Source organism: Sanguibacter suaedae, assembly GCF_016342785.1.
Taxonomy (GTDB): Bacteria; Actinomycetota; Actinomycetes; order Actinomycetales; family Cellulomonadaceae; genus Sanguibacter; species Sanguibacter suaedae.
The window spans coordinates 164,080-184,411 of record NZ_JAEINH010000004.1 but is presented as its reverse complement, the minus strand read 5'-3'; the positions used below and the strand labels follow the sequence as shown (position 1 = coordinate 184,411).

Below are 20,332 nucleotides of genomic sequence, written 5' to 3'. Positions count from 1 at the left end.
ACGCTGCTCAGCCCACGGTGGTCTTCACTGCGGCGAGGAGCTCGGTGAGCCCCTTCTTGGCGTCGGCGAAGAGCATCCCGGCCTTGGGGTCCGTGTACAGCTCGTTGTCGAGCCCTGCGTACCCGTGACCGAGGGACCGCTTGATGACGACGATGGACCGGGCGTGGTCGACGTCGAGGATGGGCATGCCCGAGATGGCGTTCCCCGGGCGGCGGGCGGCCGGGTTGGTGACGTCGTTCGCCCCGACCACGAGGGCGACGTCCGCCGTGGCGAACTCCGGGTTGACCTCGTCCATCTCCTTGAGCTGGGTGTACGGGACGTCGGCCTCCGCGAGGAGCACGTTCATGTGGCCCGGCATGCGTCCCGCCACCGGGTGGATGGCGTAGTAGACGGTGATCCCGCGCGACGCGAGGAGCGAGCCGAGCTCGCCCATCTCGCGCTGCGCCTGGGCTGCGGCGAGGCCGTACCCGGGGACCACGACGACCTTCTGGGCGTAGGCGAGCTGGATCGCGACGTCGTCGGCGTCCATGCGCCGCACCGACTGCTGGCCGCCGGCGCCCGCGGCCGCGTCGCCCGCGGCATCACCGGTGCCGAACCCGCCGACCATGATCGACAGGACGGACCGGTTCATGGCGTCGGCCATCTGCTGGGTGAGGATCGCACCGCTGGCCCCGACGAGGGCACCGGCGATGATCATGATCTCGTTGTCGACGACGAACCCGGCCATCGCGACCGCGAGCCCGGTGAACGCGTTGAGCAGCGAGATGACCACCGGCATGTCCGCCCCGCCGATCGGGAGCGTCATGAGCACCCCGAAGACGAGGGACGCGACGACGACCACGACGAGGAGCCACGTGCTCGGGGTCACGACGACCCAGACACCGACGCCCAGCGCCACCACGGTGCTGAGCATCGTCAGGGCGCGCGACCCGGGGAAGGACACCGGTGCGCCCGACACGAGGCCCTGGAGCTTGCCCGCGGCGATGATCGAGCCGGAGAACGTCACCGACCCGATGATGACGTCGAGCACCACGGGGACCGCGAACCCGGCGGTGGCCCGCGACTCGGTGACGGCCCGCGCGAACTCCACCGCGCCGACGAGGGCGGCGGCCCCGCCGCCGACCGCGTTGAACACGGACACGAGCTGCGGCATGGCCGTCATCTTCACGCGGCGGGCGCTGACGAACCCGGCGGCACCGCCGACGACCGTCCCCGCGACCAGGGCGACGACCGCACCGACGAGCACCTTCCCGCCGATCTCGCTCGTGTGGTCGAGGAGGAGAGGCACGCTCGCGACGACAGCCGCCGTCATCCCGGCCGCGGACAGGAGGTTCCCCCGGCGCGCCGTCGCCGGCGAGCGCATGAGGTGCAGGCCGAGGACGAACGTCGTCGCGGCCACGAGGTAGACGAGCCCGACGAGGGCTGCGGTGGTGCTCATCGTGCGACCTCCGAGGTCTGCTGCCCGTCGCCGGCCGCTGCGGGCCGCGCGGGGGCCTTCGCCCGGAACATGCCGAGCATCCGGTCGGTGACGACGTAGCCGCCGACGACGTTCATCGCGGCGAACGCCGCTGCGAGGAAGGTGAGGACGTACCCGGCGGGGCTGTCCGCGACGCCGGCGAGGAGGACCGCGCCGACGAGGACGACGCCGTGGATCGAGTTCGCACCCGACATCATCGGGGTGTGCAGCGTGGCGGGGATCTTGCTGATGACCTCGAAGCCGACGAGCAGCGCGAGGACGAACAACCCGAGGTTGCTCAGGAGCTCGGGGCTCATGCGTTCACCTCCATGGAGTCGTCCGCGGTCTCGTCCGCGATGTCGTCCGTCGCCCCGTCGACGGTCACGAGCAGCGCACCGACGACCTCGTCGTCGGGATCCAGCGCGAGGGCGCCGTCGCTCACGACGGCGCCGAGCACCGCCACCACGTTCCGCGCGTATGCGGCGGAGGACGCCGCGGCCATGTCACCGGGCAGGTTCGGCGCCCCGATCAGGGTCACCCCCGACTCGGTGAGCGTCCGCTCCCCCGCCACCGACCCCTCGACGTTGCCGCCGGAGGGGCCGGACGCGAGGTCCACGACCACCGAGCCGCGGCGCATCGCGGCGACGGTCGCCGCGGTGACGAGCACGGGCGGGCGTCCTCCGGGGACCTGGGCGGTGGTGATGACGGCGTCGAAGCCTGCGACCTGCTCGGCGAGCTCGGCCTGCTGCCGCGCCGACTCCTCCGGGGTGAGCGCGCGGGCGTAGCCGCCCTCCGCGGCACCTGCCGCGCTCGCCTCCGCCTGGGCGGCGGCGAGCTCCGCGTCGAGCGGGGTGCTGAGGAACTGGGCACCGAGCGACGTGACCTCCTCGCGGGCCGCGGGCCGCACGTCGTACCCGAACACCTGGGCACCGAGCCGACGCGCCGTCCCGATGGCCTGGAGCCCGGCGACGCCCGCTCCGAGGACGAGGACCTTCGCAGGACGGGCGGTGCCCGCGGCCGTGATCATCATCGGGAAGTACCGCTGGTAGGCCTCCGCGGCCACGATCGCCGCCCGGTACCCGGCGATGGACGCCTGCGAGGTGAGCGCGTCCATGGTCTGCGCGCGGGACAGGGTGCGGGGCAGCAGGTCGAGGCTCAGGACGTGCACGCCACGCCGGGCGAGCGCGTCGAGCTCGGTGCGGTCCCCGCGCGCTCCGAGCAGCCCGAGGAGAACGGTCCCTTCCCGGAGCGCGGCGAGGACCGCGGCCGGTGGCCGGTTCACGGCGAGCAGGACGTCGGCGGCGGCGAGCACGTCGCTCGAGGAGACGACCTCGGCACCGGCCGCGACGAACTCGCCGTCGGGCAGGTGCGCACCCGCACCGGCGCCCCACTGGACGACGACGCGGTGACCGGCGTCGACCAGCCTCGTCACCATCTCGGGGACGAGGGCGACCCTGCGCTCCCCCAGGTCTGCCTCGGCAAGCACGCCGACCGTCACGGCCGGGTCAGCTGTTCCACTCACGTCTCAGGTCCCCTCGTCGGGCAGGTCACGTGCCCATGGTGCCCCGGAAGACACTCACGAGCCCAGGACCTTGGGCCCCCGGGACCGGGACCAGGACCCGTCAGCGCCGGGACGCCGTCCCGACCCCCACAGCTGCCGACACGTCGCCCTTGATGACGGCGTCCACGAGCTCCGTCGCCCACGCGAGGACCTCCGCACCGCGCAGCGGACGTCCCCCGATGCGGGCCGTCGTCGGGAACGGGACGAGGATGGTGCGCACCGCGGGCTTGAGGACCGTCCCCGGGTAGAGGCGCTTGAGGCGCAGCTGCGCGGACTCCGCGAGCTCGACGGGCGCGAACCGCACGAACTTGCCCTGCGCGGTGACGTCGGACAGGCCTGCGGCGCGCACGTGGTTGCGGAACGCCGCCACGTCGAACAGCGCGGCCACCGGTTCCGGGACCGGACCGTAGCGGTCGACGAGCTCGGCGCGGATGTCGTCGAGGTCCGCCGCCGTCTGCGCCGCCGCGATCTTCCGGTACGCCTCGAGGCGCAGGCGCTCGTGGGCGACGTACTCGTGGGGCAGGTGGGCGTCCACGGGGAGCTCGATGGTGACCTCCGGGGCTTCCTCCTCCTTCTCCCCACGGAAGGACGCCACGGCCTCGCCCACCATGCGCACGTAGAGGTCGAAGCCCACCCCCGCGATGTGCCCGGACTGCTCGCCGCCGAGGAGGTTCCCCGCGCCGCGGATCTCGAGGTCCTTCATGGCCACCTGCATGCCGGACCCGAGGTCCGTGTTCGCCGCGATGGTCGCCAGACGGTCGTGCGCCGTCTCCGTGAGCGGCCGCTCCGCGGGGTACAGGAAGTACGCGTACGCCCGGTCCCGACCACGCCCCACCCGGCCGCGGAGCTGGTGCAGCTGGGACAGGCCCAGCATGTCCGCCCGCTCGAGGATGAGGGTGTTGGCGTTGGAGATGTCCAGCCCCGTCTCGATGATCGTGGTGCACACGAGCACGTCGAACTTCTTCTCCCAGAAGTCCATAATGACGCGCTCCAGCTGGTGCTCACCCATCTTGCCGTGCGCCACCTGCACACGGGCCTCCGGGACGAGCTCCGCGAGGCGTGCGGCCGTCCGGTCGATCGACTCGACCTTGTTGTGGACGTAGAACACCTGGCCCTCGCGGAGCAGCTCGCGGCGGATCGCCGCCGAGATCTGCTTCTCCTCGTAGGCGCCCACGTACGTCAGGACGGGGTGGCGCTCCTCCGGCGGGGTCGCGAGCGTCGACATCTCCCGGATACCCGTGACGGCCATCTCCAGGGTGCGCGGGATGGGCGTGGCGCTCATGGCGAGCACGTCGACGTTGGTGCGCAGCTGCTTGAGCGTCTCCTTGTGCTCCACCCCGAAGCGCTGCTCCTCGTCGACGACGACGAGCCCGAGGTCCTTGAACCGGATGGACCCCGACAGCAGACGGTGGGTGCCGATGACCACGTCGACGGAGCCGTCCGCGAGCCCCTCGACGACCTCCTTGGCCTCCGCGTCCGTCTGGAAGCGGGACAGGCCCTTGACCACCACGGGGAACCCGGCGTACCGCTCGGAGAACGTGTCGAAGTGCTGCTGGACGAGGAGGGTCGTGGGGACGAGCACCGCGACCTGCTTGCCGTCCTGCACCGCCTTGAACGCGGCCCGCACCGCGATCTCCGTCTTGCCGTAGCCCACGTCGCCGCACACCAGGCGGTCCATGGGGACGGTCTTCTCCATGTCGCCCTTGACCTCGTCGATGGTCGCCAGCTGGTCGGGCGTCTCCACGTACGCGAACGCGTCCTCGAGCTCGCGCTGCCACGGGGTGTCGGGGCCGAACGCGTGCCCCTTGGTCGCCATGCGCGCCGAGTACAGGCGGATGAGCTCGCCCGCGATCTCCTTGATGGCCTTCTTGGCGCGCCCCTTGGTCTTCGCCCAGTCGGCACCGCCCATCTTGTTCAGCGACGGCGACTCGCCCCCGGTGTACTTGGTCACCTGGTCCAGCTGGTCGGTGGGGCAGAACAGGCGGTCGCCGGGCTGGCCCTTGCGCGAGCTCGCGTACTCGATGACGAGGTACTCGCGGGTTGCGGCACCGGACCCCGCGCCGAGGGTGCGCTGGACGAGCTCGACGAACCGTCCCACCCCGTGCTGCTCGTGCACGACGAAGTCACCGGCCCGCAGCTGGAGGGGGTCGACGACGTTGCGCCGCTTCGAGGGCATCTTGCGCATCTCGCGCGTCGACGACCCGGCACGCCCGGTGAGGTCCGACTCGGAGAACACGGCGAGCCGCAGCTCCGGCGCGACGAACCCGGGGCCCACCGGGGCGGGCGTCACGAGGACGACGCCACCCTCGGGCTCGCCGGGGATCTCGCCCACGAGGCGGGCCGCGGTCTCCGCCGCGCCCAGCTGCTCGACCATGCGCTTCGCCGGCCCGTGACCCTCGGTGGTGAGCACGAGACGCCACCCGGCGAGCTGGAGACCACGGACGTCGTCGAGGGCCCGCTGGACGTCGCCCCGGTAGCTCTCGACGTCCCGTGCGCCGAGGCGCAGGACGTCCACGTCGGCCAGGTCGTGCCCCGACACGCCCGGGGCCGTCCCGTCCTCCGCGCCGCTGTCCGGCGTGGAGGGGTCGTCGAGCCCGAAGTGGCTCAGGGTCCACCACCCGAGGCCGCGGCGGGCCGCGTGGTCCCGCACCTCCTCGATGGTCGCGAACGACGCCGCGCTGAGGTCGATCGGCGTCGCACCGCCCGCCGCGGCGGACGTCCAGGCCGCGGCGAGGAACTCCTCGGTGGTGGCGACGAGGTCGTGGGCGCGTCGGCGCACCTTCTCCGGGTCGTTCAGGACGACGAGCGCGTCGTCCGGCACCAGGTCCAGCACCGGGACCATCGCGTCGACGAGGGCCGGCGCGAGCGACTCCATGCCCTCGACCGCGATGCCCGCGGCCATCTTGTCGAGCATCTCCTGAGCACCCGGCAGCTGTTCCACGAGCGCCGCAGCCCGGTCGCGCACCTCGTCGGTGAGGAGCATCTCCCGGCACGGCGGCGCCCACACGCCGTGATCGGCGATCTCGAGGCTGCGCTGGTCCGCGACGGCGAACCACCGGATCTCCTCGACCTCCTCGCCCCAGAACTCCACGCGCAGCGGGTGGTCCTCCGTGGGCGGGAAGACGTCGAGGATCCCGCCGCGCACGGCGTACTCACCTCGGCGCTCGACCATGTCGACACGCGCGTACGCCGCAGCGGCGAGACGGTCCGCGACCGTCGTGAGGTCCGCGCGGTCCCGCACCTCGAGGCGTACCGGCTCGAGGTCCCCGAGACCGTCCACCACGGGCTGCAGCATCGCCCGGACCGGCATGACGAGCACGCGGATCTCGCCGGTCATCCCCCCGTCAGCGGAGGGGTGGGCGAGCCGACGGAAGACCGCGATCCGTCGGGCCACCGTGTCGGAGCGCGGCGAGAGCCGCTCGTGCGGCAGCGTCTCCCACGCCGGGAGGACCGCCACGTCGTCGTACGGCAGGTAGCAGCGCAGCGCCGCGGCGAGGTCGTCCGCCTCGCGCCCGGTCGCCGTGACCACGACGAGCGGACGGGACCCCGCCGCCGTGCCGGGCACCGCCCCGTCGCCCGCCCGCGACCCGGCCATCGCCGCGAGGAGCGGCGGCCGCGCGCCGGCCGGCCCCACGACGTCGAGGAAGCCCCGGGACCGGACGCGGTCGACGGCCTCCGCAGCAGCCGGGTCGGCGAGCAGCGCCGACAGGATTCCCGTGAGATTCATGGTGTCCTCTGGTTCGACGGTCGAGGTGCTCCACGCGCCGGGCGGACGACAGCCGGGCACGCGAAGAGGCCCGGGTCGGGCAGACCCAGGCGTCCAGCCAAGCGTACGACGCCCCGCACCCGCCCGCGCCCGTTCCCCGGGCCTCCTGGCACCGCGTCCGGCATGATGGGCATCACGTCGAGCCCCCGACGGTCCGGTCGACCTGGAGCTGGTGGTCCTTTGCCCTCACCGTCCCTCGTCCCCTCGTCGCGCCTCGTCCTGGCCACCGTCGCCGTCGACGTGCCGCGCGGCGCCCAGACGTACGAGGGCGAGATCGCGGCCCGCGCGCAGGACGCCCTGCGCGCGGCCGCCCCCGGGCTCCACGACCCGTGGACCGTGGAGCGCACCGTCGTGCGCGGTCTCCGGTCCACGCTCGCCGGGACCGCGCGGCTCCCCCTCGGCTACCTCACCCGCGCGTCGCCCCGGTCCCGCGCCATGGCCGGCCTCTCCCTCTACCCGCACGACGCCGTCGTGCACCGCACCGACCTCAGGCTCCCCCCGGCCCCGCACCGCGAGGTGCTCACCATCCACGACGTCGCCCCCTGGCAGTTCCCCGACGAGGGCGCCCCGGTCCGCGCCGCCACCGAGGAGGTCCGACGCGCGGCCGCCGTCATCTGCGTCTCCCGGTACACCGCCCACGAGGTCGCCGAGCTCTTCGGCATCGACGAACCCCACGTCGTCCGTCACGGGGTCGGTCAGCAGTTCTTCGACGCCGACCGCGTGCCCTCCGCGTACGTCGCGTCGCTCGGCGTCACCGGACCCTACGTGCTCCACGCCGGCGGTGCGTCGCAGCGCAAGAACCTCGCCGCCCTCGCCGAGGCGTGGCCCGCGATCCGGTCCGCACGACCCGACCTCGGCCTCGTCCTCACCGGCCAGGGTCACCCCGAGCGCACACGGCTCTTCGCCGGCATGCCCGGGACGCTGCTCGCCGGGCGCGTCCCACCGGCGTCGGTCCCGGGACTGGTCGCCGGGGCGCTCGCCGTCGTCGTCCCGTCGCTCCACGAGGGGTTCGGGCTCCCGGCGCTCGAGGCCATGGCCGCCCGCACACCCGTGGTCGCCGCCGCGACGGGCGCCCTGCCCGAGATCGTCGGTGACACCGGGATCCTCGTGGCACCCACGGCACGGGGTCTGGCCGAGGGCGTCGTGTTCGCGACGAGCGGCGACCCGGCCGTCGACCGCATGGTGGTCCGGGCACGGCGACGCGCCCGATGGTTCACGTGGGAGCGCAGCGCCCTGGAGCACGCGAAGATCTGGCGCTCCGTGCGCTGAGACCACCGGCCCGCGGCCCGCGGGTCACGGCACCAGCGGCGACGCGAGAGCGACCTCCTCCTCGTGCCACCCCGCGTCGTCGCGGTAGGCGAGGGTCGCCGAGCCGTCGTGCCAGTCGATCGTGTAGTCGCGCCGCATGAACGGGTCGTACCCGTCGGCGGTGCGCAGGGTGGCGCGCGACTCGAACCGCCCGCCACCGACCCCCTCGTACAGGTCGTGGCGTCCGGCGTGCAGGACCGACCGGTTGTGCACGAGAAGGGTGCGGTCCTCGTCGGGCGACGCGATGAGGACCATGTCCCGTCCCTGGACGACCGCCGTGTACATGGCAAGACCACCCGCCGCGAACGCGCCGGCGGTCACCAGCACGGCGCACAACGTCCCGAGCGCCACGCGGGCCCAGGTGGGACGGACCAGACGCACGGCCGGCGGGAGCAGGGCGCACACCGCGACGACGAGCGCCGGGACGGAGGCGGCCAGAGCCAGCACCTCGACGTCGACGCTGCTCACGCCCCACCGGTAGTACAGGACCCCCGCGGAGTGGAGGGACACGAGATCGACGTGGAGAGCGACGGCCGCCGCGGCGACCGCCATGGCGCACACGCCGAACAGCACGGGTGACCCGGGCCGCTCCACCTCGACGACGACCTCGCCGTCGCGCCCCGAGGGCACGACGGAGCCCGGTCCGCTGCTGTGCGCCGTCCGGGCGCCGCCCTCCCCCATGACGCCAGAGCGTAGCGCTACATGGCGCCCCTGCGGCACCCCCGGGGACGTGTCACCGCAGGTGGGACGCGCATGCACCTCTCCCGCGGCGGCGGGACGAGCCCTCTCAGCGACCGTCCCGCGGGGCGTGGAACCTGCCCTGCGCTGCCAGCAGACCCTCGGTGAGGATCATCTCCGTGGCGTCGGCCGCATCGTCCAGGAGGAACGGGAGCTCCTTGCGCTCGCTCCCCGAGAAGTCCCGCAGGACGTGGTCGGCGGTCTCCATGCGACCAGGAGGACGCCCGACCCCGGCGCGGACACGCACGTAGTCCCGGGTGCCGAGCGACTTGGTGATGTCACGCAGGCCGTTGTGACCGCCCTCGCCGCCCCCGGACTTGCACCGGACGTCACCGAAGGGGATGTCGACCTCGTCGTGGACGACGAGCACGTGGTCGGGCGCCACCTGGAAGTACTGGGCGAGCCCGGCGACGGGCCCACCGGAGGTGTTCATGTAGGTGCTCGGCTTGGCGAGGACGACCCGGGGCCCGGGGACGCCTCCGGGCAGGACACCGAGCCGCGCCTCGGCGACGGCGGCCCGCGAACGGTGGGTGCTGAACCGTGCGCCGGTCCGTCCGGCGAGCACGTCGAGCACCATGTGGCCCACGTTGTGGCGGTTCCCGGCGTACTGGGGGCCGGGGTTGCCGAGGCCGACGACGAGCCACAGCTGATCGGTCATGGGAGGTCAGGTCCTTGTCTGGGTCTGGGGCGCTCGGGAACGCCGGAGCGCCCGGCACCATACGGTACCGGGCGCTCCTGGAGCGGGCTCCGACCGCCGCACAGGGCGGCGGCGCGTGGCGTCAGAGGCCGGCTGCGGTGTCCGCGGCGGCAGCAGCGGCGGCGGACTGCCCTGCGGCGACCTCGGCGGCAGCCGCGTCGTCCGCGGAGTTGTCCTGCGGCGTGGTGATCGACACGATCGTCTGCTCGGCGTCGCCCTCGAGGACGGAGCCCTCGGGGAGCGCGACGTCACCGGCACGGACGTACGACCCGGCGGGCAGGCCCGCGATGGACACGTCGATCGACTCGGGGAGGTGCGTCGCCTCGGCCTCGATGGACAGCGTCTGGTTCTCGACGATGTGGATGGTGCCGGGGGCGGACTCGCCGACGACGTTCACGGCGATCTCGACGCTGACCTTCTCGCCGGTCTTCACGATGAGGAGGTCGACGTGCTCGATGACGTTCTTGACCGGGTCACGCTGGACGTCCTTGACGATCGCGAGCTCGGAGGTCTCGTCGAGGTCGATGCGGAAGAGCGCGTTCGCGTGCTTGAGCGCGAGCATCGTCTCGTGACCCGGCAGCGTCACGTGCAGCGGCGCGGTGCCGTGCCCGTAGAGGACGGCGGGGATCTGGTCGTTGCGGCGGATGCGGCGGGCGGCGCCCTTGCCGAACTCGGTGCGGGCCTCGGCGGCGAGCTTGATCTCAGACACGTGGAACTCCAGGGATGTTGATGGGCCGGCAGCCAGTGGGAGACCGTCGGCTGTCATCCGGAGGGGTTGAGGATCGGAAGCGACCTCTCCGGGTGACGGGCGGCTGCATCGGCGCGGGACACGTGACGGACGCGCGGGAGCGACCGCCCAGTCGATAACGGAGGTCTGCTGACCATCTGGCCCATCGCTGGGCTTGCACGAACCGGTGATCCGGCCCGTCAGACGTCCCTCGCCGAGGCAACCTGGCTACTGTACCCGCCGACGGCGGGTCGCGTCGAACCCCGCGGGTCAGGCGTTCCCGTCGAACAGGGACGTCACGGACCCGTCGTCGAACACCTCGCGGATGGCCCGGGCGAGCAGCGGCGCGATGGACAGCACGGTGAGCTTGTCGAACGCCTTGTCCGGGGCGATCGGCAGGGTGTCGGTGACGACGACCTCGCGCGCCCCGCACTCCTGGAGGCGCTGCGCCGCCGGGTCGGAGAGCACGCCGTGGGTCGCGGCGACGATGACGTCCTTGGCGCCGGCGTCCATGAGCACCTTCACCGCGGCGGCGATGGTGCCACCGGTGTCGATGAGGTCGTCGACGAGGACGCAGCTGCGGCCCTCGACGTCACCGACCACGCGGTTCGCGACCGACTGGTTGGGCACGTTGACGTCGCGGGTCTTGTGGATGAACGCGAGCGGGGCGTCACCGAGCTTCGCGGCCCACTGCTCCGCGACGCGGATGCGGCCGGCGTCGGGCGACACGACCGTGACGTTGGAGACGTCCACCCGGGTGCGCACGTAGTCGGTGAGCATGGGCATGGCCCACAGGTGGTCGACGGGGCCGTCGAAGAAACCCTGCGCCTGGGCGGTGTGGAGGTCCACGCTCATGAGGCGGTCAGCGCCGGCCGTCTTGAACAGGTCCGCCATGAGGCGCGCGGAGATCGGCTCGCGCCCACGGTGCTTCTTGTCCTGGCGCGCGTAGCCGTAGAAGGGCAGCACCACGGTGATGGTCTTCGCGGACGCCCGCTTGAGGGCGTCGACCATGATGAGCTGCTCCATGATCCACTGGTTGATCGGAGCCGTGTGCGACTGGAGCACGAAGACGTCGGCGCCACGGACGCTCTCGCCGAAGCGCACGTAGATCTCGCCGTTCGCGAAGTCGTACGCGGTGGTGGGGACGAGCTCGGTGCCGAGCTCGCGGGCGACGTCCTTGGCGAGCTCCGCGTGAGCCCTCCCGGAGACGAAGACGAGGCGCTTCTCGCCGTCGGGGGAGACGATTCCGGTGGTCATCAGTCGCGGTGTCCTTCGGTGGTGCCGCCCGTCGCAGGCAACGGCGCTGCCTGGTCCGGGGTGGCGGTCGGTGGGCTGGGCACGGGGAGCGTGGCCTGGTGGTCGGCGAGCGCGCGCTCGGCGCGCGCCTGGGCGCCGAGCGTCGAGGCGTCGCCCTGCGTCTCGAGGCGCATGCGCTCGGCGGCGTGGGCGGCGTCGGTGCCGGGACGGCGACGCTCCACCCAGCCCTCGATGTTGCGCTGCGTCCCGGCGGAGACGGCGAGCGCGCCGGAGGGCACGTCGTTGCGGATGACGGAGCCCGCGGCCGTGTAGACGCCGTCGCCGAGGTGGACGGGCGCGACGAAGAGGTTGTCGGCACCGGTGCGCGAGAACGAGCCGACGGTCGAGCGGTGCTTCTTCACGCCGTCGTAGTTGACGAAGATCGTGGCGGCGCCGATGTTGGTGTGCTCGCCGATGGTGGCGTCGCCCACGTAGGACAGGTGGGGCACCTTGGAGCCGTCCCCGATGGTGGCGTTCTTGGTCTCGACGAACGTCCCGATCTTCCCGGCGGTGCCGAGGACGGTGCCGGGGCGCAGGTAGGCGAAGGGGCCCACGGTGGCGTCGTCACCGATGACGGAGCTGCTGCCGTGGGTGCGGACGACGGTCGCGTGGACGCCGACCTCGACGTCGGTGAGCGTGGTGTCGGGACCGACGGTCGCGCCCTCGCGGACGACCGTGGTCCCGTGGAGCTGGGTCCCGGGCAGGAGGGTGACGTCCCGCTCGAGCTCGACGTCGACGTCGACCCAGGTGGTGGCGGGGTCGACGACGGTGACGCCCGCGGCCATCCAGTCGGCGAGGACGCGGCGGTTGAGCTCGGCGCGGAGCACGGCGAGCTGGGCGCGGTCGTTGACGCCCTCGACGAGGACGGGGTCGTCGGTGCGCAGCGCACGGACCGCCCCGCCCTGCGACCGGGCGATCGCGAGGACGTCGGTGAGGTAGACCTCGCCCTGGGCGTTGTCCCGCCCGAGGTTGGCGAGGCCGTGGCGCAGGACGGCGGCGTCGAAGACGTAGATCGAGGAGTTGATCTCGCGGACGGCGCGCTGGACGTCGTCGGCGTCGCGCTCCTCGACGATCGACAGGACCTCGCCGGTGCCGGGGTCACGGACGATGCGCCCGTACCCCGTGGGGTCGTCCACCTCGGTGGTGAGCACGGTGACGGCGTTGGAGTCCGCGGTGTGCGCGGCGAGGAGCTGCGCGAGGGTCTCGGAGTCGAGCAGCGGCACGTCGCCGGCGATGACGACGACGGCACCCTGGACGCCGTCGCCGACGCCGCGGCCCTCCTCGCCTTCGGGGATGCCGGCCTGCGCGGCCTGGGCGTGCGCTGCGGCGTCGAGGACACCCAGGGCGCACTGCACGGCGCGACCGGTGCCGGGAACGTCGTCCTGGTCGACGACGAGGACGGAGGGGTCGACGCTCGTGGCGTGCGCGGCGACGAGGTCCCGCTCGTGCCGGACGACCACCGCGACGCGCCGGGGGTCGAGCCCCCGGGCGGCGGCGAGGGCGTGCCCGAGCATGGTGCGCCCCGCGAGGGTGTGAAGGACCTTGGGGGTAGCAGACCGCATCCGCGTCCCCTCCCCTGCGGCGAGGACGACGACGGCTGCGGGTTGAGCGGTGGTCACGTAGGACTCCCGGGTGCTCGAGATCATCTGCTGTTGCGCATCACGGTACGTGACGCAGCTCCGCCCCCAGGACTCGAACCTGGACTAAAGGCACCAAAAACCCTTGTGCTGCCGATTACACCAAGGCGGAACGACACCGGTGCACCGGTGGGTCCCGTGGCCGCCGCACGGCTCGTGCGTGCGGCACGGTCACCGCCGGGCCCGCGGGTCCGCCGCTCATTCTGCCAGGATTTCGACGAGCACCAAACGTCCGCGCAGGACGTCCGGCATGATGGTCGGGTGGCCTCCGACAGCAAACGCTCCCCCCGGTCCCGGATGACGGCCAAGGAGCGCCGCGAGCAGCTGCTCGCCGTGAGCCGGGCGCTCTTCGCCCAGAAGGGGTTCGAGGGCACGAGCGTCGAGGAGATCGCGTCGCGCGCGCAGGTCTCCAAGCCGGTCGTCTACGAGCACTTCGGGGGCAAGGAGGGCATCTACGCGGTCGTGGTGGACCGGGAGATCGAGGGCCTCACCGCGGCGCTCACCGGTGCCCTCACGGCGGGTGGGCACCCGAAGGTGCTGCTCGAGCGCACCGCCCTCGCGCTGCTCACCTACATCGAGACGTCCGAGGACGGGTTCCGCATCCTCGTCCGCGACTCGCCCGTCGCCCAGGCCACCGGCACGTTCTCGAGCCTCATCGGCGACGTCGCCACCCAGGTGGAGCACCTCCTCGCCGACCAGTTCCAGCGGCGCGCCCTCGACCCGCGGATCGCGCCCATCTACGCGCAGATGCTCGTGGGCATGGTCGCGCTCACCGGTCAGCACTGGCTCGACGCGCGCAGCCCCGGGAAGGCCGAGGTCGCCGCGCACCTCGTGAACCTCGCGTGGAACGGCCTCTCCGGGCTCGAGGAGCAGCCGGCCCTGCGCGCCACCGCACCCGACCGGCCGGACCGGCCCGACCGGGACGATCGGCACGACCGGGACGCGCCGGCCGCCCGCACCTGACACGGCACCGCACGCCCGACGAGGAGCACCATGCCCGCTCTCGAGATCGACAGGCTGTCCAAGTCCTACGGGGGCACCCTGGGCCTCGGAGAACCCGCTGGTGCTCTGGCTCTCCTACCTGCCGTCCACGTCGCCGCTCGTCACCGGGAGCCGCGTCCGGATCGAGGACGCGTTCCGCGCGGCCTGACCACGTCCGGCACCGTCGTCGAGGTCTCTTGACGTCAAGTAATCTCGGACCATGGAGTCCGAGCAGCCGCACGAGGACGAGGTCGACCGCATCATCGCGGCGTGGCGTCGAGTCCGCCCCGACCTCGACGTCACGCCGCTCGCCGTCCTCTCCCGGGTGAGCCGCCTCGACCGGCACCTCGACACGGCACGCCGCGGGGCGTTCGCACGCCACCACCTCGAGCCGTGGGAGTTCGACGTCCTCGCTGCGCTGCGCCGTGCGGGCGCGCCGTTCTCGCTCTCCCCGGGGACGCTCGTCACGCAGACCATGGTCACGAGCGGCACCATGACCAATCGCATCGACCGCCTCGAGACGCGGGGCCTCGTGGTGCGGCAGCCCTCGCCCGCCGACCGGCGCGGCGTCCTCGTCCACCTCACGACGGAGGGCGGGGAACGCGTGGACGCCGCGTTCAGCGACCTCCTCGACGTCGAGCACCAGGTGCTGTCCGTCCTCGACGCGCAGGACCAGCCCGCGATCGCGGACCTCCTGCGCCGTCTCGTGGCGCAGTTCGACAGCCTCACCTGAGCAGCACGGACCGCCGTCCGGAGGTCGCCCGCTCGACCGGGCGGGCGACGGTCAGCCCGCGACCTCGGCGTGGTCGAGCCACTCGGTCTCCAGCGTCTCCTTCTCGTCGGCGAGCACCCTGAGCTCAGCGTCGAGCGCGGTCACGGCGGAGACGTCGGTGGCCTGGGCGGCCATCTTCTCGTGGATGCGCGCCTCGAGCTCGGAGATCTTCGTGAGGCGTCGCTCGATGCGGTTGATCTCCTTCTTGGCCGCCCGCACCTCGGCACCGCTCGGCCGCTCGGCCGGTGCTGCCCCGCTCGGTGCTGCGCCTCCGGGCGCCCCGGACGACGGCGTCCCGTCAGCAGCCGCGCCACCTGCGACGGCGGCGCGGCGCAGGTCGAGGTACTGCTCGACGCCCCCAGGGAGGTCGCGGAGCGAGCCGTCACCGAGGAGCGCCACCTGACGGTCGCACACCCGCTCGAGGAGGTACCGGTCGTGCGACACGACGATGAGCGTGCCGGGCCACCCGTCGAGGAGGTCCTCGAGCGAGGCGAGGGTGTCCGTGTCGAGGTCGTTGGTCGGCTCGTCGAGGAGGAGGACGTTGGGCTCGCCGACGAGCAGCCGCAGGAGCTGCAGACGTCGACGCTCACCGCCCGAGAGGTCGCGGACGAGCGTGGAGGAGCGCTCACGCGTGAAGCCCAGGCGCTCCACGAGCTGCGCGGCGGTGAGCTCCTTGCCGTCGACGGCCACGGTGCGCTTCTCGCGCTCGATGAGCTCGAGGACGCGCAACCCCCCGACGTCGTCCAGCTCGTCGACGTCCTGGGTGAGCTCGGCCACGTCGATGGTCTTGCCACGCTTGACCCGGCCGGCGTCGGGCTCGGCGCGGCCGGAGAGGAGCTTGAGGAGCGTGGTCTTCCCGGCACCGTTGACGCCGACGATCCCGTACCGGTCCCCCGGGCCCAGGCGCCACGTGACGTCGTCGAAGAGCACGCGCCCCTCGGGGTCGGGTCGGCCGTCCGCCGACGGGACCCGCATGGTCACCGACTCGACGTCGAGCACGTCCTTGCCGAGGCGCTTGGTCGCCATGCGGGTGAGCTCGAGCTGGTCCCGCGGGGCGGGCTCGTCGGCGATGAGCGCGGCTGCGGCGTCCAGCCGGAACTTCGGCTTCGACGTCCGGGCGGGCGCGCCGCGCTGCAGCCACGCGAGCTCCTTGCGGAGCAGGTTGTTGCGCTTCTCGGCGGAGACCGCCGCCGACCGCGCACGCTCGGCGCGCGTGAGGACGTACGCGGCGTACCCGCCCTCGTAGCCCTCGACCGCCCCGGTCCCGTCGCCGGTCACCTCCCACATGCGCGTGCAGACCGCGTCGAGGAACCAGCGGTCGTGGGTGACGACGACGAGCGCGCCCCGCGCCCCGGGGCGCGCGTACCGGTCGCGCAGGTGCTCCGCGAGCCACGCGACACCCTCGACGTCGAGGTGGTTCGTGGGCTCGTCGAGGAAGATCACGTCGTGGTCGGCCACGAGCAGCGCGGCGAGCGCGACGCGTCGGCGCTGCCCGCCGGAGAGCGCGTCGGCGCTCTGCTCGAGGTCGAGGTCGGCGAGCAGGCCGGCGTGCACGGACCGGATGCGGGAGTCCGTCGCCCACGTGTGCTCGGGGGCGTCGCCGTGGACGACGTCCCGGACGCTCAGGCCGGGGACCAGCTCGTCGCGCTGGTCGAGCATGCCGATGTCGAGCCCACCCACGCGGGTGACCCGCCCGTCGTCGGGGGTGGTGGTCCCGGCGAGCAGCCGCAGCAGGGTCGACTTCCCCGCACCGTTGGGGCCGACGACGCCCACGCGGTCCCCGTCGTCGATACCGAGGCTGACGGCGTCCAGCAGGGTGCGAGTTCCGGCGACGAGGCGCAGGCCGTCGGCGCCCAGGAGGTGAGCCATGTGCTTCTCTCGATCGGTGTTCGTGGAGTTCAGGGGACGATGCGGGCGCCGGCCACAGGGCCGGAGGCGCACACCGCCTGCTCGCACGCGTCCTCGGCGGTCATCGCTGCCGCGATGGCGAGGGCGTGCTGGTGGCTGCGCGCGAGCGCGGCCACTGTGGGGCCGGAGCCGGAGACGACGACGCCGAGCGCACCGGCGGACGTCGCGGCGTCGAGCGTGCCGGCGAGGTCCGGGGCGAGGTCCACGGCGGCGTCCTGGAGGTCGTTGCTCAGCGCCTGCCCGAGGCGGGCTGGGTCCCCCGCGCGCAGGGCGGCCATGACGTCGGTGTCCGTCTCGACGTCGAGCTCGTGCGCCAGTCCCCCGGCGCGCTCGTCGAAGCGGCGGAACACGTCGGGCGTGGAGAGCCCCTCGGCACGCAGCGCGAACGCCCAGTGGAACTCGCCGCGGACCATGGCGGGGGTGAGCGCCGTCCCACGACCGGTGCCCACGGCCGTGTGCCCGTGGAGCGCGAAGGGCACGTCGGAGCCGAGCCCCGCCGCGAGGTCGGTCAGCTCGTCGCGCGTCAGGCCCGTGCCCCACAGGGCGTCGAGAGCCACGAGGGTCGCGGCCGCGTCGGCGGACCCGCCGGCCATGCCCCCGGCGACGGGGACGCCCTTGACGATCTCGATGTCGGCGCCGCGGTCGACGCCCGCGCGCTCGGCGAGGGCGTGGGCGGCACGCAGCGCGAGGTTCGTGCCGTCGAGGGGCACGAGCTCCGCGCCGTGGCCGGTGACGGAGAGCGTGAGCTCGTCGGCGGCGGTCACCGTGACGTCCTCGTAGAGCGAGACGGCCTGGAACACGGTGATGAGCGGGTGGTACCCGTCGGGCCCGGGGCTGCCGACGTGCAGGGAGAGGTTGACCTTGCCGGGCGCCCGGACGCGAACGGCGGGGCCGCGGGTGGCGACGCTGCTCAGGTACGAGGGAGGGTTCACGGGACCACTGTGCCAGGTCCGGCGGCATCGAGCGCCTCGGCGATCCGTGCGAACTCCTCGACCGTGAGCCGTTCACCGCGCGCCCCGGGATCGACGCCCGCCGCCTCGAGGGCGGCCTGGGCGGCCGCAGGAGACCCGGCGATCTGCGCGAGGGCGCCCCGCAGCGTCTTGCGACGCTGCGCGAACGCGGCGTCGACGACGGCGAACACCCGCTGGCGCGAGGCGAGCGTCACGGGCGCCGGACGCCGCTCGAGGAGGACCAGCGCCGAGTCGACGTTGGGCACCGGCCAGAACACGGACCGCCCGATGGTCGCGGTGCGGCGCGCGGTCGCGTACCAGGCGGCCTTCACCGACGGGATGCCGTACGTGCGGGACCCGGGGGGTGCGGCGAGGCGGTCCGCGACCTCGGCCTGGACCATGACGAGCACCCGCTCGAGGCTGTCGAAGCGCTCGAGGAACGTCAGCAGGACCGGAACGGCAACGTTGTACGGCAGGTTCGCGACGAGCGCCGTGGGCGGGGGTCCGGGCAGCTCCGTGACGGTGAGGGCGTCCTGGAGGACCACGTCGAGCCGGTCGGCGCGGTCGGGGGCCGTCTCGCGGACCGTGAGGGGCAGCTGCGCGGCGAGGACCGGGTCGATCTCGACGGCGACGACGCTCACGTCCGCCTCGAGGAGGCCCAGGGTGAGCGACCCGAGGCCGGGTCCGACCTCGACGACCCGCTGCCCCGGGGTGAGGCCCGCCGAGCGGACGATCTTGCGGACCGTGCCGGCGTCGTGCACGAAGTTCTGCCCGAGGGTCTTCGTGGGGCGGACGCCGAGGCGCCCTGCCAGGTCGCGGATCTGAGCCGGACCGAGCAGGGCGCCAGGGGTGTCGTTCATACTGATGAGCCTAGAGGGTCACGGAGGACCCGACGGTCGTGGGCTCAGCGCAGGCCGAGCTTGGACGAGCAGTGCGGCCACTGGCCCCAGCCGGAGCGGGCCTGGAGGGCCTGGGCGCGCTGGGTCTGCTCCTCGGGGCTGGCCTGCGACGGCAGACCGCTGCCGCCGACCGACTGCCACGTGCCCACCGAGAACTGGTAGAGGCCGTGGTAGAGGCCGTTGCTGCTGACGATCGAGGGGTTGCCACCGGACTCGCACTGGGCCAGCTGGCCCCAGACGTCACCGGTGACCACGGGTGCGGCGGGCGCCGGGGCTGCCGGGGCTGCGGCTGTGGAACCACCCGAGGAGGACGTCGAGGTCGACGGGCTCTTCGGCCTGGGGGCGACGACGACCGGGCGCTCCTTGGTGCCCTGGACGAGGACCTCGGTGACGGGCTCGACGGTGGTGCCGTCGGAGACGAGCTCACGCGACTCCTCGACACCGTCGACGGTGGTCACGCTGAAGACCTCGGTGCGGACACCGGCGACACCCTCGGTGCGCGTCACGACGGGGAGGTCCTCGAAGCGGGTCGCGTCCTCCTCGGTCACCGACTCGAACGGGATCGGGTGCTCGACGGCCTCCTCGGCGACGACGACGCGCTCGATGACGACCGTCACCCGGGTCTCGTCGGCGGTCGGGTCCTCGATGACGTCCGGGGTCTTCCCGGCCTCGGGAGCCGCGGAAGCGTCCGCGGTGGGCTCGCCCTCGGCAGGTGCGGTCCCGGCCGACGAGGCCTCCTCAGCAGCAACCTTCCCGGCCTTCTCGGCGCGTGCCTGCGCGGCCAGCGCGGCCTCGGTGGGCAGGTGCTGGACGGACAGACGGTCGAGCGTGCCGAGCGTGACGTCGTGGTCCTCGAGGATCTGCGGGAGACCGACGCTGCCGTCCTCGACCTCGGTGTCCTCACCGTCGACCCGGAGCGTCACGGGCCCGTCGAGGGACAGGCGCAGACCGATGTCGGCACGCCCCGCGGAGTCGGAGCGGGAGGCGACGAGGTGCACGGCGTCGCCCCGGTCGGCGAAGGCCGCGAGGAACTCGTCGGCGTCGACGGCGGTGGTGGTCGTGGTGCTCGTCTCGCCGTCCTGCATGATCGTGATCTCGCGGGCGTAGCGCACGACGACGTCGGAACCCTCCGAGAGCTTCGCGTTGCCGGACGGTGCGACGACGTCGCCGTCGGACACCGTGACACCGTTCTCCTCGAGGAGGGACTCGACGGATCCGGAGAACGTGGTGACGGTCTGGATCTCGCCGTCGACGTCGAGCGTCACGGTCTTGTGCGCCGTCGCGTACACGGCCGACCCGGCGCCGACGAGGGCCAGGGCGACGCCACCGGTCACGAGGGCGCGGGTCCGGCGGTTCGGGCGAGGTGCCGCGTCCGTCTCGCGTGCGCGGCGGGAGGGCAGGGAGCTCAGGAGGTTCTTCACAGGTGTCCAGACGTGGTGCGTCCCGGGCACAGGACCGTGGGCGGGGAATCCCCTCACCCCGACGGGGTGCCACGCGGTCGTCCTGATCCGGCCGTCGGCCCGAGCCGTGGAGCGGCGCACGCGAGGTGCGCCTGAGGTCCGGGCGCCGCCCGCGCTCCGCTCGGGAGAGCGGTTCGGCGTCGTGGCGACAGTCGACCGTAACCGATCCGTGATCA

Annotated in this window: 16 protein-coding genes and 1 tRNA gene; 3 read left to right on the top strand and 14 right to left on the bottom strand. The window is 73.2% G+C overall.

What is annotated here, in order from left to right:
- Positions 1–7: 7 nt before the first annotated feature.
- The 4 genes from JAV76_RS06600 to mfd all read right to left on the bottom strand — a co-directional run bounded on the left by JAV76_RS06600 (position 8) and on the right by mfd (position 6,744).
- On the bottom strand, positions 8–1,438 hold the full coding sequence (locus JAV76_RS06600) for an NAD(P)(+) transhydrogenase (Re/Si-specific) subunit beta (RefSeq protein WP_198733231.1): 1,431 nt from the start codon (positions 1,436–1,438) through the stop codon (positions 8–10).
- Positions 1,435–1,773 carry an NAD(P) transhydrogenase subunit alpha part 2 gene (locus JAV76_RS06595; protein ID WP_198733230.1) on the bottom strand — a complete coding sequence of 113 codons (339 nt, stop codon included), beginning with the start codon at positions 1,771–1,773 and terminating at the stop codon, positions 1,435–1,437. Before JAV76_RS06595 ends, JAV76_RS06600 begins: the two co-directional genes overlap by 4 nt.
- Complete coding sequence (locus JAV76_RS06590; RefSeq protein ID WP_198733229.1) at positions 1,770–2,942, bottom strand: NAD(P) transhydrogenase subunit alpha; 1,173 nt, start codon at positions 2,940–2,942, stop codon at positions 1,770–1,772. The genes JAV76_RS06595 and JAV76_RS06590 overlap by 4 nt, the downstream gene beginning before the upstream one ends.
- Positions 2,943–3,078: 136 nt before the next feature.
- Positions 3,079–6,744, bottom strand: coding sequence for a transcription-repair coupling factor (gene mfd / locus JAV76_RS06585; protein ID WP_198733228.1), 3,666 nt, complete (start codon positions 6,742–6,744; stop codon positions 3,079–3,081).
- 219 nt (positions 6,745–6,963) lie between these two features.
- On the opposite strand from mfd, the gene JAV76_RS06580 reads away from it, so the two are divergent.
- Positions 6,964–8,052, top strand: a complete 1,089-nt coding sequence (locus tag JAV76_RS06580) for a glycosyltransferase family 4 protein (RefSeq protein WP_230401943.1) — start codon at positions 6,964–6,966, stop codon at positions 8,050–8,052.
- 24 nt (positions 8,053–8,076) lie between these two features.
- On the opposite strand, the gene JAV76_RS06575 is transcribed toward JAV76_RS06580, so the two are convergent.
- From JAV76_RS06575 to JAV76_RS06550, 6 genes are all read right to left on the bottom strand, one after another.
- On the bottom strand, positions 8,077–8,772 hold the full coding sequence (locus tag JAV76_RS06575; protein WP_198733227.1) for a hypothetical protein: 696 nt from the start codon (positions 8,770–8,772) through the stop codon (positions 8,077–8,079).
- A 106-nt stretch (positions 8,773–8,878) separates the two neighbouring features.
- Complete coding sequence (gene pth / locus JAV76_RS06570) at positions 8,879–9,487, bottom strand: aminoacyl-tRNA hydrolase (RefSeq protein WP_198733226.1); 609 nt, start codon at positions 9,485–9,487, stop codon at positions 8,879–8,881.
- Between the two features lie 121 nt (positions 9,488–9,608).
- Positions 9,609–10,235, bottom strand: a complete 627-nt coding sequence (locus JAV76_RS06565; RefSeq protein ID WP_198733225.1) for a 50S ribosomal protein L25/general stress protein Ctc — start codon at positions 10,233–10,235, stop codon at positions 9,609–9,611.
- 288 nt (positions 10,236–10,523) lie between these two features.
- On the bottom strand, positions 10,524–11,510 hold the full coding sequence (locus JAV76_RS06560) for a ribose-phosphate diphosphokinase (protein ID WP_198733224.1): 987 nt from the start codon (positions 11,508–11,510) through the stop codon (positions 10,524–10,526).
- Entirely contained in the window at positions 11,510–13,195 is a 1,686-nt protein-coding gene (gene glmU, locus JAV76_RS06555) for a bifunctional UDP-N-acetylglucosamine diphosphorylase/glucosamine-1-phosphate N-acetyltransferase GlmU (protein WP_230401942.1), read from the bottom strand. Before glmU ends, JAV76_RS06560 begins: the two co-directional genes overlap by 1 nt.
- A 31-nt stretch (positions 13,196–13,226) precedes the next feature.
- Positions 13,227–13,298 (bottom strand) — tRNA-Gln (locus JAV76_RS06550).
- Positions 13,299–13,483: 185 nt separating this feature from the next.
- Here JAV76_RS06550 and JAV76_RS06545 point away from each other — a divergent pair.
- Together JAV76_RS06545 and JAV76_RS06540 are read left to right on the top strand one after the other, a co-directional pair.
- Complete coding sequence (locus JAV76_RS06545) at positions 13,484–14,149, top strand: TetR/AcrR family transcriptional regulator (RefSeq protein WP_198733374.1); 666 nt, start codon at positions 13,484–13,486, stop codon at positions 14,147–14,149.
- 238 nt (positions 14,150–14,387) lie between these two features.
- Entirely contained in the window at positions 14,388–14,900 is a 513-nt protein-coding gene (locus tag JAV76_RS06540; RefSeq protein ID WP_198733223.1) for a MarR family winged helix-turn-helix transcriptional regulator, read from the top strand.
- Between the two features lie 51 nt (positions 14,901–14,951).
- Here JAV76_RS06540 and JAV76_RS06535 read toward each other — a convergent pair whose 3' ends face one another.
- The 4 genes from JAV76_RS06535 to JAV76_RS06520 are packed head-to-tail and all read right to left on the bottom strand — an operon-like array spanning position 14,952 to position 20,117.
- The gene (locus JAV76_RS06535) at positions 14,952–16,808 is read right to left on the bottom strand and encodes an ABC-F family ATP-binding cassette domain-containing protein (RefSeq protein WP_198733222.1); all 1,857 of its coding nucleotides are present in this window, start codon (positions 16,806–16,808) and stop codon (positions 14,952–14,954) included.
- Between the two features lie 29 nt (positions 16,809–16,837).
- Positions 16,838–17,779, bottom strand: a complete 942-nt coding sequence (locus JAV76_RS06530) for a 4-(cytidine 5'-diphospho)-2-C-methyl-D-erythritol kinase (protein WP_307844044.1) — start codon at positions 17,777–17,779, stop codon at positions 16,838–16,840.
- Positions 17,776–18,657, bottom strand: coding sequence for a 16S rRNA (adenine(1518)-N(6)/adenine(1519)-N(6))-dimethyltransferase RsmA (gene rsmA / locus JAV76_RS06525; RefSeq protein WP_198733221.1), 882 nt, complete (start codon positions 18,655–18,657; stop codon positions 17,776–17,778). Before rsmA ends, JAV76_RS06530 begins: the two co-directional genes overlap by 4 nt.
- 44 nt (positions 18,658–18,701) lie before the next feature.
- Positions 18,702–20,117 (bottom strand): resuscitation-promoting factor, encoded by a 1,416-nt coding sequence (locus JAV76_RS06520; protein ID WP_307844043.1) that lies wholly within the window; start codon positions 20,115–20,117, stop codon positions 18,702–18,704.
- Positions 20,118–20,332: the final 215 nt, after the last annotated feature.

Bases quoted from the DNA above. Each gene is read 5' to 3' on its own strand.
- JAV76_RS06535 (WP_198733222.1), bottom strand. From the start codon at position 16,808: ATGGCTCACCTCCTGGGCGCCGACGGCCTGCGCCTCGTCGCCGGAACT.
- JAV76_RS06575 (WP_198733227.1), bottom strand. From the start codon at position 8,772: ATGGGGGAGGGCGGCGCCCGGACGGCGCACAGCAGCGGACCGGGCTCC.
- JAV76_RS06545 (WP_198733374.1), top strand. From the start codon at position 13,484: ATGACGGCCAAGGAGCGCCGCGAGCAGCTGCTCGCCGTGAGCCGGGCG.
- mfd (WP_198733228.1), bottom strand. From the start codon at position 6,744: ATGAATCTCACGGGAATCCTGTCGGCGCTGCTCGCCGACCCGGCTGCT.
- pth (WP_198733226.1), bottom strand. From the start codon at position 9,487: ATGACCGATCAGCTGTGGCTCGTCGTCGGCCTCGGCAACCCCGGCCCC.
- JAV76_RS06540 (WP_198733223.1), top strand. From the start codon at position 14,388: ATGGAGTCCGAGCAGCCGCACGAGGACGAGGTCGACCGCATCATCGCG.
- JAV76_RS06600 (WP_198733231.1), bottom strand. From the start codon at position 1,438: ATGAGCACCACCGCAGCCCTCGTCGGGCTCGTCTACCTCGTGGCCGCG.
- glmU (WP_230401942.1), bottom strand. From the start codon at position 13,195: ATGATCTCGAGCACCCGGGAGTCCTACGTGACCACCGCTCAACCCGCA.
- rsmA (WP_198733221.1), bottom strand. From the start codon at position 18,657: ATGAACGACACCCCTGGCGCCCTGCTCGGTCCGGCTCAGATCCGCGAC.
- JAV76_RS06560 (WP_198733224.1), bottom strand. From the start codon at position 11,510: ATGACCACCGGAATCGTCTCCCCCGACGGCGAGAAGCGCCTCGTCTTC.
- JAV76_RS06595 (WP_198733230.1), bottom strand. From the start codon at position 1,773: ATGAGCCCCGAGCTCCTGAGCAACCTCGGGTTGTTCGTCCTCGCGCTG.